Raw genomic sequence first — 14233 nt, 5'->3', positions numbered from 1 at the left:
GATAGCCTTCCGCAGCTCTTCGAAAGTTCCTCCCTCGTGAGGCATTTGGGGCGACACCGGTCTGCTGGTTTGTCGAGGAGTGCCGCAGGTCCGAAGCCTTCCTTCTTCTAATCTCCCGCCGATTGAGGTATGACAACGTAGTCACCGGGTGCAGTCTTGCACGGCTTGTGCAGTGGAGGTTGGAGCAGGATGGGATCTGACCAGCAGATGGACGTTCAACCGTGGCATAGTCTCACATCAGAAGATATTGCGGGACGATTGGGCTCCGATCCGACGGCCGGGCTCAGCGGGCCCGATGCGGCTGAGCGGCTGAACGACCATGGGCCGAACGAATTTCCGGAAACCCCTCCGCCCTCTTTCCTCCAACTCGCGCTCGCGCAATTTTCCAGCTTGATCATCTGGGTGTTGATCGGCGCGGCGGTGCTTTCCGGTCTCCTGCAGGAATGGATCGATGCGGGAGCGATTGTCGCCATCGTCGTCCTCAACGCCCTTCTGGGATTCGGGCAGGAATACAAGGCGGAGCGCTCGCTGGCGGCCTTGAAGCGGCTGTCGGTCGTCACCGCGCGGGTGGTGCGAGACGGGGTGGTCCATGTGCTGCCGGCACAGGCCCTGGTCCCAGGCGATCTGATTCTCCTCGAAGCGGGGGATCGGGTGCCGGCAGACGCGCGGCTGCTGTCGGCCACGCATCTCAGGGCGCAAGAAGCTACCCTGACGGGAGAGTCCACCCCGGTCGAGAAGTCGTCCGCCCTGCGGCCGGTGCCCGATCTTCCGCTCGCCGATCGCGTCAACATGGTGTTCCTGGGAACGAACGTGGTCGGCGGGAAGGGCCGCGCCCTGGTCGTCGCAACGGGGCTTCGGACGGAGCTCGGGCGCATTGCGTCGCTGCTGCAACGGACAGAGCGTGAGCCGACTCCCCTGCAGCGACGCCTCGCGCGTCTGGGCCATGTCCTGATCTATCTGGCGCTGGCCATTGTGTCGCTGGTGTTCGGGCTGGGCGTGCTCCGCGGCGAGCCGCTGGTCGATATGTTTCTGACTGCCGTCAGCCTCGCTGTGGCGGCGATTCCCGAAGGACTGCCTGCGATTGTGACCATTACGCTGGCCCTGGGTGTGACCCGCATGGTGGAGCGGCATGCGCTGATTCGCCGCTTGCCTGCCGTCGAAACTCTGGGGGCGACGACGGTCATCTGTACCGATAAGACGGGGACGCTGACCAAGAATGAAATGACGGTAACGCGGCTTTATGTGGATGGGCGCACGTTCGAGGTGACCGGCGAAGGATATGAGCCGGCGGGGAATATTCGGGAAGTTAATGGTGCGGGTCGAGAGGCCAGAGGCGAGAGGCAAGGGAGGAAGGATGGTGAAGCGCTACAACTCCGGCCCGAGCACCCCTCGCCCCTCGCCCCCGGCCCCGTGCCGAGCAACGCTCCTGGATTGCTGGAGGTGTTGACATCGGCGGTCCTGTGCAGCGGGGCCATCTTGCAGGAGCGGGAGGGCGTGTGGTCGGTCCTCGGCGACCCGACTGAAGGGGCATTGCTGGTTGCGGCGGCCAAACGGCAGATCCACAAAAGTGAGTTGGAGGCCGGTAATCCGCAGGTGGCCGAGATCCCGTTCGATTCGGATCGCAAGATGATGACGGTCATCAGGCAGACCAGCGATGGTCCCGTGGCATTCCTGAAAGGCGCACCGGATGTGCTTCTCGGTCGGTGCGAGTTCGTGATGGCCGCCGATGGCACGGTACGGGCGCTGACGGAAGCGGATCGGCAGCGCATCGTTTCGGCCAACGCCGGCTTTGCCGCCGATGCGTTACGGGTGCTCGGGGTGGCGCGGCGGAGTCTCGGGGTGGAGCCGTTCGACGAGTCTCCCGGCCTCGTCGAACGCCATCTGATTTTTCTCGGGTTGATGGCGATGAAAGACCCGCTGCGGCCGGAGGCCAAACGGGCGGTGCGACAATGCCGCGAGGCGGGCATCCGGACGGTGATGATCACCGGCGATCATCGGGACACAGCGCTCTCGATTGCCAGGGAGTTGGGCCTCTACGACGGGGACGGATCGGCCTTGACGGGGGCGGAACTGGACAGTCTGACTGATGCGGAGTTGACCCAACTCGTCGAGGGCGTGACGGTGTTCGCCCGTGTGTCCGCCGAGCATAAACTGCGCATCGTCCATGCGTGGAAGGCGCGCGGGGCGATTGTCGCCATGACGGGCGACGGCGTGAACGACGCGCCGGCCATCAAGACCGCCGATATCGGGGTGGCCATGGGCCTAACGGGAACGGATGTGACGAAGGAAGCCGCTGATATGGTCGTCACCGACGATAACTTTGCCTCGATTGTGTCGGCCGTCGAGGAGGGGCGGACAATCTACGCCAATATTCTCAAATCGGTGCATTTTCTCCTGTCGTGCAATTTGAGTGAGATCCTCGTCATGCTTGTCGCGACGGTCGCCGGATTTCCGCTCCCGCTCCTGCCAGTCCAGATTCTCTGGATCAATCTCGTGACCGACGGGCTGCCGGCGCTGGCGCTGGCGGTGGATCCCGCCGTGCCGGACGTAATGCGCCGGCGGCCACTCGATCCACAGGCTCCGGTGCTGGAGAGGAGCAGGCTGCTGTTGATGGGAGTTCAGGGGGTACTCCTGGCTTTCGTCGCGGTGTGCGCCTTTGTCCTGAGCGTCTATGTGGAAGGAGCGCCCCTTGAGCAGGCCCGCACGCTTACCTTTGTGGTGATGGTGCTTGCGCAACTGTTCCATGCCTTTGCCTGCAGGAGCCGGACCCACTCGATCTTCACGCTGGGGCTTTTCACCAACCGGTCCCTGATTCTGGCGGTGGGGGTCTCGATTGCCTTACAAGTCTTGCTCGTTCAGGTGACGTGGACGGACGACATCTTCAACGTGGTTTCGCTGGATGGAAGGCATTGGCTGCTGGCCGTGGGGCTGGCACTCATCCCGTTCATGCTCGGCGAAGCGCAGAAGGCGATGACCCGGAGGAAGTAAGTGATGGTATGCAGGTCGTTCGTTCAGGCCGGGACGGAGGCGAAGGGATGGACTCACCTTGCCACGAATGTTCAAGAGGGGGAGGTTCGTTTATGAAGAGGGGGACTGTTCGACTCAGCCTCACCATGGTGTGGTTGTTCACGGGGCTGTGCCTCTCGCCGGACAGCCATGCGGCGGTGGAGGTGTTGCCGGAGGCGTCGATGACGGTCGACGGCCTGATGATTGCGGATCGTGCGGCGATCGCCACGCAGCCGGTTGTGCAGGAGCTCCTGGCGGCGTTCGGCCGCGCGGAATCAGCCGTCCAGCGCCAAGACCTTGATGCCCTGCTGAAGTTCTATGCCGAGGCCTACAACTACCACGGGCTGAAGCGTGCGGACGTCCGGCGGATCTGGGGCGAGGTGTTTGAGCACTATACGGGTTTGTCCTCCACGCATCTCTTCTCAGATATCAAGGTGCTGCGGTCCGGCTCGCAACTCCGCGCGGAGGTGACCTGTACCGGCGGGCTGTACGGCGCCGAGAGGAAGGGCGGGCAACGGATCACGCTCGATAGCTGGTTCCGTGAAGTCCATTTCCTGGTGCACGAAGACGGTGCCTGGAGGTTTCTAGGGAATGCCGGCCAGGCGCCCGGCACCGCGCCGTTCACCTCCAGCCCGCATCATCCGCTGTTCTAGGGGGTGGCTGAAGAAGGTCCTTGGCGGTATGGGAAGGTTCAGGTCGGGGCTCAGGCTGAGATGCGCGAGTCGAACCATCGCGTTCCATCAACCTGAGCCTCAGCCTGTCTTCTAACGGCTGCTCAAGGACGGGATGTCCATTGATTGCCCGTCCCTGTAGGGATTGTACCCGTCGATTCGGCTGATTCGGCCGGGCTCGTCGAGACAATCCAGCCCGTCTGTGAGGGCGCCGATGTTCTCAGGCGCCGCATGGGGTTCAAACCGCTCGCGGCGGATCTCCTGGCCGGAGCGACTGTGGTAGACCAATTCGTCTGTCTCCAGGTCGTATTCCGGAATCTCCGCACTCTCCCATCGCTGTTCGAAATAATGCGCGTAGAGCGTAAAGAGCCCATGTTCCTTGCGATTATGGCGCAGGACATACTCCGGCATGGTTCCGACGGCGAGGTCGGCGTGATAGTGCTGAAGCCAGAGGTAATCGCCGAGGATCACCATTTTCATCAGGGGCGGATCGGCATAGAGCTTCAGCTTGACGGCTTTTCCCATCGCCTTCAGTCGTTTGAGCAGCGCGATGCTCTGCCGGACTTCCTGCCGGAAGGCATCCAGCGTGATCTCGGGGTGGTTGAGGGCCCGGATGCGATGGCTGGCCTCGTAACTATACGGGTTCACCAGTAGAATATGGGCGCCGAGACATTTATCGAGCACCGAGGAGAGATCTCCCACTTGATCGACGAACGCGCTGCACCCGCTGGATCCCATCACCTTGATGGTCCGGCCGGTGCCATGCTCTTCTTTCAATTCCGCGATGGATTCCTGTGCGCGGCGCGCGCGGCGGGGGAAGAAGGACACCAGGCCGGCTCCGGTCGCCACCGAAGCGAGGGCCCGGTCCCGGATGCTGCGGTGGATGTAGTTGAGGCCGGCAATGAGCAGCACGGCCACCGTCATTTCCACGGCGATGAGCGAGAGTTTGTCGTGCTCCACATGGGACCAGAACGCCAGGAACTGCTTGGCGCCTGCCGGGAGCAGGAGCGCGATGCCTGCGCTGAGGGCGACGACGATGATGTGATAGAGGCTTCCTGCCGCATTGCGAAGGAAGGCTCGAACGGTTGACGGACATGCATGAAACAACGAAACACCTCTTGAAATGGTTAAAGCAATCCTCACGACTTGGTCGGACTGGACGTGCGAGCGATGGGCGGTAATGCCTACGGGGTATGCTCAGCAGATGCAGGACGGCTGCGTGCAGATAGAAAAAGATCGCGTCAGACCAGGTCTCTACCGGGGGGACTGCGGCCCCCGAACCAGGAAGGTCTTACGCGATCTCGCGTCACACTAGCACGGAGCGACGGGGGCGCGCAAGGTGCGCGCCCTGAACCGGCGCGGCAGGATGTTGCTCGTTCACACGAGCTGAGGAGCCGACATCAGGGGGCGGCGATCTTATGTGCCGGGAGTTTACGGCGACAGTTGTGCTTTGCCGCCTCGTTGTTCTAGGGGTCTCTCCAGAAGAGGCGCAGTTTGTGGGTGCCGTCGGGCATGGCGTCCATCCCGATCAAGCCGCCGAAGAGCGCCCAGGATGTGCCGACCCCTTCCACGTATTCCCGCCTCCACCCCGGTATGATCGGGTTGACCTCCACCAGAGTCCGCGCCGGTGTGACGGTTCGCATGTACATGGCGATGGGAGGGTGGCCCAGAATCCAATATTCCCACTCGTCCTCTTTTGGGCTTCGATATTCGAACAGCCACCAGAGACAGCTGGTTTCCGTCGTCCTCCCCTGGGCCGTTTTGCGGTCGAACAGCGGCCATAAGAACCAGAACTCCGACTCGTCCTTGATCCGGTCGTTCGTATAGCGAAAGAAGGGGAAGAGCCGGTTTTCGTGCGCTGTCGGATTCGTACGCCCATAGTACAGGGAGAACGGGGCCACGCCGAGCACGCCGGTCCGGCTCTCCTGTGTGGCCTCCTCATAGTGGTCGCTCCAGACGGGGAAGAGACGCGTGGTGATGCCGGCCGGCGATTGTTCCCGGTAATACAGCGAAACCGGGCCGACGCCGAGCAGGCCGGTTGAGCGTTCCCGGCTGCGACGATTCTCAGCGGTGCTCCACAGCGGGAAGATGAGGTTCCGCGACTCTGCCTCCGACTCTGTCCGGAACCATACGGGGAAGAAATGGTCGGTGGTGCTCCCGGCGGTCTCCTCATGGGAGAATAGAGACAGCTCCCGGATCCCGACAAACGAGAGCCCCCAGTCGCCTCCTTCTTCGTGATAGTCCCAGAGCGGTGAGAAGCGGTTTCGGACGCTGGCGGGGCCTCCACTCACCTGAACCAGGCTTAGCGGCTCGACTCCCAAGGCGGAGAAATCCCAGGCCTGTCCGTCAGCATTCTGCCGCAGGCTTCCCAGCGGGAAAAAGGTGTTGTGTGTCTCTGCCGGATCCGAATAATGCCAGTAGAGCCAGAGCGCGTTCCATGTCGTGGCGTCTTGCGGCTGGTCGTATGAATAGTGATAGAGAGGGAAGAAGCGATGGGTGTTGAGCGACGGCGTCTGCTCCCAGTTGAAGAGCGTCAATGCCGGCAAGTCGCCGATCCGCGGGAGTCCGATGAGCGAGACACGGCTGCCACCGGTTTCGCCCTCCTGTTCGATATCCGTCAGCGGAATGAAGGTATCCCGCAGATGGGTCTTCGTTTGTCGATGCCACCACAGGAAGAGCGCATCCCAGTCGCGGGCGTCGGTCGCGTTATCCCGCCGATAGCGGTAGAGCGGAAAGAACCGGTGTGCGTCCAGGGAGTCTGTTTCTTCCCTTTCGAAGAGAGACAGTGTCGGCAGAGTGCCCATGTGGGGCCATCCGATCAACGCGAGGCGACTCGCGGCGCCCTTCCGGTCATAATCGTAAAGCGGAAACAGATAGGACCTGCGAACATCAGGGCCGGCGCTCTGTTTAAAGAAGGTGATCGGTTTGAGGCCGATGAGATTCAATTCCGTCGTGTCCGTGCGGGCGTCGCGTTCGTATTCATGCAGCGGTAGGAATTCGTCGCGCAGATATGATTCTGTCTCCGTGTGTTGATAGAGGAGAATCGCCGACCAGTTCACTTCTTTCGTTTCGTCGTTCCGCTCGAACCGATACAAGGGAAAGAACCGCGTCAGGAAATAGGTCGGGGAACGGGCCTGCTCATAGAGTGACCAGGCGAATGACTGTTCTTGCGGCGGGAATCCCATGAACGACAGTTGCGACATGCCTTGATCGGAACTTCTGTATCCATAAAGGGGGAACAGCCTCTGGGAAAACTCTGCGCCGCTGCGTTCTTGATAGAACATCGAGAACGTGGATGCTCCGAGCACGGACAAGGCCTGTTTCTCTCCGTCGCGCCTCCAATCGTAGAGAGGCGTGAAACGATCCTGGATCGCGTTGCCTGTGCGGTCATGACGATAGAGGGAGAGCGGTCCCGGGAACAGGGCGGACCAGTGCCACTCCTGGGGGCCGGGATGATCGTAGAGATAGAGCGGGAAGAAACGGTGGCCGCTGCCCTCAGGACTGGTCCAGGCCCGGAAGAGTGAGAGCGGGCCGATGCCCAGGACGGTGGTGTCCTGGGTCTGGGTCGCGAGATCTTCGCTCGTCCGGTAGAGCGGAATGAACTGATGCCAGGTGTGGTTGGAATCGCGGCCATACCCGGTGAGGGTGAACTCATTGTAGCCCAGGAATGACCAGCCGGTGTGGCTGCGGGCTTGATCCTCCTCATAGGAGTACAGAGGAAACAGGCGGTCTGAGACCGACGTCGGCGTCGAGGCGTGTTCGTAGAGGGCGAGCGCAGGAAGGCTCAACCGGGGAATAGGCGGCAGTCCAATGGCCGAGGTTCGCGTCTCTTGTCCGGCGGTGTTGGTGAATGATCCATAAAAGGGAAACAGATAGCCCAGATCGATTTCAGGGCTCACAGATCGGCCATAGAGGGGAAGAATATGGCGATACCAGCTGCCGTCCTGGCGGTTGTCCCCTGAGAAGTAGATCGGAAAGAGCCTGGTTGCAGAGCCTCTGAGGCCTGTTTCGTAATGGATCAGCGGAAAGAGCACGTCCCATTCCTTGAAGCTCGTGTTCGTGTTGTACGTGGCCATGGCGAGCGGGCCTAACACAAAATAGCGATGATAATAATTGCCGTGCTGATGATGCCCGTAGAGGGGGATCAGGTGTGTGTAGCTGCGGTCCCCTGATTCGTAATTGAAATAGAGGGGAGCCAAGACGGTGTATTGCCGGGTCGGATCCTCGGCATGCCAGTAGAACGGGAGAATTTGAAGGTAGGAGGCGTCGCCTTTGACTTCGGAAATCCCCAACGGCCAGAGGACGCTCCGCCGCAGATAGTGTGTCTCGGGATTCATTTCACGTGAATAGAACGGAATGACGGTGAGGCGTGAGTAAGCTCCGCGCTCTTCAGTCGAATAGAGATAGAAAAACGCTTGGGTCGAGGTTGTGTCCCCCTTCGTCTCTTCGCAGTACAGGAACCCCTGGCAGAAACGGGATTCTTCTTTCTCCGCGTAAGCCGGGACAAGCAGAGGCGCATCCCAGACCAGCACTGTCAACCAGAAGCCTAACCCAAGCTGCAGGATGCGATTGGAACTGAAATATTTCCAGATTGCCGATGCCTGCAAATCTGTTCCTCCCTCAAGGTTGCATGGCCGGAACGGAGATTGCCGATGGTTCGTATGGATAATTATGCATCCAACAGGCCAGGCGCCCGGCATGGGATTATGTCGGCAGATGAAGTGGTTCGGGAATCCGGGAGAGCCTGAGGGTTGAGACGGTGGGGAGTGGCTCCCCAGCGCTGTCTATTCATCTGGGGTAAAAAGGGGCAGCGGTGTTCTCAGGATTGCGTTCGGTTGCTGTCGAGTCAGCGACTGTCAGGCCAGCCGTTCACGGCCATGCGAAGTGGTCAGGTCCTGCTCGGGGCCGAGCGGCACGATGCGAGTGGGATTGATATCGTCGTGGGTGACGTAGTAGTGGCGTTTGATGTGGTCGAAGTTCACGGTCCCGGCGATGCCGTCGGTCTGATAGAGGTCCTTGAGATAGCCGAAGAGGTTCGGGTAGTCGATGATGCGCCGGATGTTGCACTTGAAATGGCCGTGATATACGGCGTCGAACCGCACCAGCGTGACGAACAACCGCCAATCGCTTTCGACGAAGTGCGGGCCGAACAGATAGCGACGGTCCTTGAGGCGGGTCTCCAGTTGATCGAGCGCGTCGAAGAGCCGGCGCACGGCCTTGTCATAGACCGGTTGCGAGGTCGCGAAGCCGGCGCGATAGACGCCGTCGTTCACATTGTCATAGAGAAACCGGTTCAGCTCGTCGATTTCCGTTCTGAGCTGCTCCGGATAGAGGTCCAACGTGCTCTCAGTGAAGCGGTTGAACGCGCTGTTGAACATCCGCATCAGATCATCGTCGGAATTCGTGACCATGCGTCTGGTGACGGTGTCCCAGAGGACGGGGACCGTCACGCGCCCCTTGTACTGCGGATCGGTCGCTTTGTAAGCCTCGCTGAGAAACCGGAATCCGTTGATAGGGTCCGGTGAATGCCCGGGCCCTTCCCTGAAGGCCCAGCCCCGTTCGTCACGGACCGGGTCTACGACGGTCATGCCGATTACGGATTCCAGCTTCTTGAGTGCGCGCACGATGATCGTCCGGTGGGCCCAGGGACAGGCCCAGGATACGTAGAGGTGGTAGCGTCCGGGAGTGGCAGGAAAGCCTGAGCTGCCGTCTGCGGTGACCCAGCGATGAAACGCGTCCGGCTGCCTGGTGAAGGCCCCGTCGGCGGTTTGTTCGTCGGGAAATTGTGCGTGAACAGTCATGGCGTCGTCTCTTTCGGCCGATACCTTACCATATCGACCAACGGCCGTGTGACAGGCAATTAGGCGTTGCGTATTCCGGCATAGAAGCGGTGTTTGACCGCCTCGGCGGTGAGGACATAGCCGGCCAGAATTGCGGCCAAGAGTAGAAGGAACGACGTCGGCATGGGAGTCAGTCCGAACGGCGAGGCGATCGGGAGGAAGGGAAAGAGCAAGGTAAGTACGGCTATCCCGAGGGTGGCCAGCATGAGGGGGACACCGGGCCGACTCGTCAGGAATGGCCGGCGGGTTCGAATGACCAGTACAATCGCTGAAGCGGAAATCACGGATTCGATAAACCATCCGGTACGAAATTGTTCCGGTGACGCCTCGAGGATCCAGAGCAGCGCGCCGAACGTCAGGTAATCGAATACAGAACTGACCAGTCCAAAGGTCAGCATGAATCGTCGAATAAACGCGATATCCCAGCGGCGGGGCTGATCGATGAGTTCATGATCGACGCGGTCGGTGGCGATCGTCATTTCGGGAATATCGGTGAGCAGGTTTGTGAGCAGAATCTGCTTCGGCAGCAGCGGGAGAAAGGGCAGGAAGAGGGAGGCGCCGGCCATGCTGAACATATTGCCGAAATTGGCGCTGGTCGCCATGAAGACGTACTTCAGGGTATTGGCGAATGTGGTGCGTCCCTCGCGCACGCCTTGCGCCAGGACGGCCAGGTTTTTCTCCAGCAGCACGATGTCGGCGGCGTCCTTCGCCACATCGACGGCGCCGTCCACGGAGATGCCGACATCTGCCGTATGCAGCGCGGGCGCATCGTTTATGCCGTCGCCGATGTAGCCCACCACGTTGCCTGAACGTTTCAAGGCCAGAATGATGCGATCCTTCTGATTGGGTTCCACCTCCGCAAACACATCGATGTCGTTGACCCGTTGCGTGAGCGCCTCATCGGTCATCCGGCGAAGCTCCTGACCGGTCAAGAGCCGCTGATGATCCAGCTGCACCTGTTCGCTGACGTGGGCGGCGACGAGGCGATGATCGCCCGTGACGATCTTCAGGGAGACGCCCAGCCGGCGCAGGGAGGCGATGGTTGCGGCCATGTCCGGTTTCACCGGGTCCGCGAAGACCATCAGCCCGAGGAACGTCATCTCTGCTTCCTCGTCCTTGCCGATGTGCGGCCGGTCACCCATGTCGCGATAGGCTACGCCGAGCGTCCGAAGCCCCTGGCGGTTCAGATCCTGGAACTGCTGTTGGATTTTCTCCTTGCATCCATCCATGGGAACCATTGTGCCGCCCGGCAGTTCCGCCCTCGTGCAGACGGTCAGCATCGGCTCCACCGCGCCTTTGGTAATGAGGAGGTGGGTCGTGGGTGTGGCTACGAGAATGGAGAGCCGTTTACGAAGGAAGTCGTAGGGCACTTCATCCAGTTTGCGATATTCGGACAGATCGCACAGACATTGTTTCCGAATCGCCTCATCGAGGGGGTTGATGAAGCCGGTTTCGTAGGTGGCATTCAGGCAGGCGTACAACATGACCCGCTCGCTCTTCTGCCCTTCCAGATCGAGCGCTGCATGCAGACGCATGGTGCCTTCGGTCAGCGTTCCGGTTTTGTCCGAACAGAGCACGTTCATGCTGCCGAAGTTTTCAATGGAGGCGAGGCGTTTGACGATGACTTTCTGTCGGGCCATGCGTTTTGCCCCGTGAGACAGGTTTACGCTGATGATGGCCGGCAGAAGCTGCGGGGTCAGGCCCACGGCGAGGGCCATGGAAAAAAGAAAGGAATCGAGCACCGGCCGGTTGAGATAGACGTTGATGGCGAAGATGGCGAACACGAGCAGCAGCGTGACTTCGAGCAGGAGGTACCCGAAGCGCCGCACGCCTCGTTCGAACTCCGTCTCCGGAGGCCGCAGCATGACGTGAGAGGCAATGCCGCCGAATTCGGTGTCCTTGCCCACGTGCACGATGACGGCTTTCGCGTTCCCGCTGACCACATGGGTTCCCAGGAAGAGACTGTTTGTCCGTTGGTTGAGGGCGGCTGTGGGGGAGGCAACGGCCGCCGATTTTTCGGCCGGATAGGTTTCGCCGGTCAACGTGGCTTCGTCGACGAAGAGGTCTTTGGATTCAAGCACGATCCCGTCACCGGGAATGCTGGAACCGGCGGAGAGGTTGACGACATCGCCGGGGATAATGTCTTCAAGCGGCACCTCAACGAGTTGCCCGTCCCGCCAGACTTCCGTCTTGACCCGGACGAGGGCGAGTAAGGAGGCCACTGCTTTGGCCGCGCCGTGCTCCTGCCAAAATCCCAGCAGGGCGCTCACCACGATGATGGTCAGGATGATCAGCGCATCGGTGTGGCTGGCGAGAAAGAACGACAGGGCTGCCGCAAACAGGAGAATCAGGACAATCGGGCTCCGGAATTGGGCCAGCAAGACAAGGAGCGGGCGGATGTCCTGGTGAGGCTTGAGGCGGGCGGAGGCATAACGCGCTTGGCGCTCTCGTGCTTCCGCAGTGCGGAGACCGTCAGGTTCCGTCTGGAGCTGTGTGAGGAGTTCTTGCGGAGGTATCGACCAATAGGGCTTGTCGTTCACAGGAGTGCCTTTCGCGATCACGCCTGACTTTCCGAATCCCCGACCGCCGGGCTCGATGCAAGGGAGTGATAGTACGAGGCGCAGTCGGCTTCCCTTCCTCGAATGATCCGCTTGCCCGCAAAGGGTGCGCTTCGCCCTGTGACCACTGTGCATTGGCTCTCGCCCTGACCGTCGTCATAGTAGAGAATCACCCAATCGCGCGTTTTCTTGAGTTGATGGGCCAGCGCGCTGTTCGAAAACAAGGCGGTATAGTGGCGGGCGCCTCGGTGAGTATGGAGAATCGGCAGCCAGGCTTCTTTCCCGGGATTGAAGCGGTGCGGCGCGATATGCTGGAGCGTGCCCGTACGGGAAGACTCCCGATAGTCCCTGTCCACATCCAGCAATTCTTCGACAGAGGGTTCGCCGGTTGAGGCGGGTCCGGCAGTATGAAGCGGCCGCCGAAGGCGTCCGAGGCGGGCGGTGAGGGAATCGATGATGCCCTGCAGTTTCTTGGGCCCCACTCCTTCGATGTCCGCCAGCCGCCCGTCGTGTGCCGCCATTTCGAGTTGTTCCAGCGTGTCAATCTGCAGATCCTCGTGCAGCCGATGCGCAAGCGCTGATCCGACACCGGGGATGGAGGTCAGCAGGGGGATCGAATCCATCTGCCCGCGCAGGCGGTCCAGCATCGGCAGCCGGCCGGTCACGACAAGCGTGTGAATCGACCGGGCCAGACTCACGCCGATGCCGGGCAAGGTCTGCAGCCCTTCCGTACCCTGTTCCTGGAGCATGCGGGAGACGGGGACTGCCAGGTGATCGAGTCTGTCTGCCGCGGTTCGATAGGCCTGGATGCGGAAGCGGTTCGCGCCCTGTTCGTCCAGGAGCAGTGCGACCTCCCGGAGCTTCTGGGCGATCTCCCGATTCTGCATGCTGGTTGCAACCGCCATTAGTTCGACTCACTCATAGCGCAGGGCCTCGATGGGATTGAGCTTCGAGGCTTTGTTTGCCGGGTAGAGGCCGAAGAAGACGCCGACGACGAGGGAAAAGAAAAAGGCGGCGGCCACGGCCTGTGTGTTGATGATGGTCGGCCAGCCGATCATGGTGGTCAACAGCCGGGCGACTCCGATGCCGGCCGCGACTCCGAGCGCGCCGCCGATCGCCGTCATGATGATCGCTTCGATTAGAAACTGGAGCAGAATATGCGCGCGTTTTGCGCCGACGGCCATGCGTAATCCGATTTCCCTGGTTCGTTCGGTGACGGAGACGAGGAGAATATTCATGATGCCGATCCCGCCGACGATCAGCGAAATCGACGCGATACCCATCAGCATCAGCATCATCGTCCGGCTCGTCCCAGCGATGGTTTTGGCGATGTCTTCCATCGTGCGGATGGTGAAGTCGTCCTCTTCGGAGGGGTGGAGATGATGTCTGGCTCGTAAGAGGTCTTTGATGTCGTCCACTACGACGGGAATATCCTGACGCGTCTGTGTCGCCACGATGATGATCCCAACCGTTCCGAGGAACCGCGTCCCCAGCACTTTGCGCTCGGCGGTTGAAAACGGGAGCACTACGAAGTCATCCTGATCCTGACCCGTCATGGACTGGCCCTTTGGAGCCAGCACGCCGATGACCCGGAGCGGGACATTTCTGATCCGGATCTGGCTTCCCAAGATCTCTTCGCCCGGTTCAAAGAGATTCTGGGCGACGGTTTTGCCCAGGACCACGACTTTGGCGGCTGAGTCCAGATCCGACTGGGTGAAGAAATTTCCTTGGGCGATGGGCCAACTCCGGATCTCGGGGAAGACCGGGGTCGTTCCAAACACGATCGTGCTCCAATTCTTGTTCTCCCGAATAACTTGCAGGACCGCGCGTGTCGAATACATGACCATGCTCACGCTTCCGACCTTCTTTTCGATGTCGTCCGCGTCATCGACGGTCAGCGTCGAGATGGAGCCAAGTCCGCCGCGCACACCTCCGACGGTGGTTGCGCCGGGAATAATGATCATCACATTGGTGCCGAGGCTCGAGATTTCCGCCTGGACCGAGGCCGTCGCTCCCTGGCCGAGGCTGACCATAGCGACAACTGCGCCGATCCCGATGATGATGCCGAGCATCGTCAGCCCGGCCCGTAACGGATTGCGGCGCAGGATACGGAGAGCGGATAGTATCGTGAGCCAGAGAAAGGACATGGTCAGTCGCT

8 protein-coding genes are annotated in these 14233 nt (G+C 60.8%); 2 read left to right on the top strand and 6 right to left on the bottom strand.

The features are described from left to right. Window positions 1-189 precede the first annotated feature (189 nt). The gene (locus tag ACO9S2_RS14350) at window positions 190-2988 is read left to right on the top strand and encodes a cation-translocating P-type ATPase (protein ID WP_423723059.1); all 2799 of its coding nucleotides are present in this window, start codon (window positions 190-192) and stop codon (window positions 2986-2988) included. 92 nt (window positions 2989-3080) lie between these two features. Next, window positions 3081-3659 (top strand): hypothetical protein, encoded by a 579-nt coding sequence (locus tag ACO9S2_RS14345; RefSeq protein ID WP_423723058.1) that lies wholly within the window; start codon window positions 3081-3083, stop codon window positions 3657-3659. 111 nt (window positions 3660-3770) lie between these two features. Here the strand turns inward: ACO9S2_RS14345 and ACO9S2_RS14340 are convergent, their stop codons facing one another. From ACO9S2_RS14340 to ACO9S2_RS14315, 6 genes are all read right to left on the bottom strand, one after another. Next, window positions 3771-4784 (bottom strand): hypothetical protein, encoded by a 1014-nt coding sequence (locus ACO9S2_RS14340; protein WP_423723057.1) that lies wholly within the window; start codon window positions 4782-4784, stop codon window positions 3771-3773. Window positions 4785-5143: 359 nt separating this feature from the next. Then, window positions 5144-8284 carry a hypothetical protein gene (locus ACO9S2_RS14335; RefSeq protein WP_423723056.1) on the bottom strand — a complete coding sequence of 1047 codons (3141 nt, stop codon included), beginning with the start codon at window positions 8282-8284 and terminating at the stop codon, window positions 5144-5146. Between the two features lie 249 nt (window positions 8285-8533). Continuing rightward, on the bottom strand, window positions 8534-9478 hold the full coding sequence (locus ACO9S2_RS14330) for a glutathione S-transferase family protein (RefSeq protein WP_423723055.1): 945 nt from the start codon (window positions 9476-9478) through the stop codon (window positions 8534-8536). Between the two features lie 59 nt (window positions 9479-9537). Continuing rightward, complete coding sequence (gene mgtA, locus ACO9S2_RS14325; protein WP_423723054.1) at window positions 9538-12078, bottom strand: magnesium-translocating P-type ATPase; 2541 nt, start codon at window positions 12076-12078, stop codon at window positions 9538-9540. Further along, a complete protein-coding gene (locus ACO9S2_RS14320; protein WP_423723053.1) occupies window positions 12075-12980 on the bottom strand; it encodes a helix-hairpin-helix domain-containing protein in 906 nt (301 codons plus the stop codon). Before ACO9S2_RS14320 ends, mgtA begins: the two co-directional genes overlap by 4 nt. Before the next feature lie 9 nt (window positions 12981-12989). After that, entirely contained in the window at window positions 12990-14222 is a 1233-nt protein-coding gene (locus ACO9S2_RS14315) for an ABC transporter permease (protein WP_423723052.1), read from the bottom strand. Window positions 14223-14233: the final 11 nt, after the last annotated feature.

Source organism: Nitrospira sp. NS4 (assembly GCF_049546785.1).
GTDB lineage: Bacteria > Nitrospirota > Nitrospiria > Nitrospirales > Nitrospiraceae > Nitrospira_D.
This window is presented reverse-complemented; position numbering and strand designations above follow the sequence as displayed.

Coding starts and splice junctions, on each gene's coding strand:
- ACO9S2_RS14345 (WP_423723058.1), top strand. CDS start 3,081: ATGAAGAGGGGGACTGTTCGACTCAGCCTCACCATGGTGTGGTTGTTC.
- ACO9S2_RS14315 (WP_423723052.1), bottom strand. CDS start 14,222: ATGTCCTTTCTCTGGCTCACGATACTATCCGCTCTCCGTATCCTGCGC.
- ACO9S2_RS14350 (WP_423723059.1), top strand. CDS start 190: ATGGGATCTGACCAGCAGATGGACGTTCAACCGTGGCATAGTCTCACA.
- ACO9S2_RS14330 (WP_423723055.1), bottom strand. CDS start 9,478: ATGACTGTTCACGCACAATTTCCCGACGAACAAACCGCCGACGGGGCC.
- ACO9S2_RS14320 (WP_423723053.1), bottom strand. CDS start 12,980: ATGGCGGTTGCAACCAGCATGCAGAATCGGGAGATCGCCCAGAAGCTC.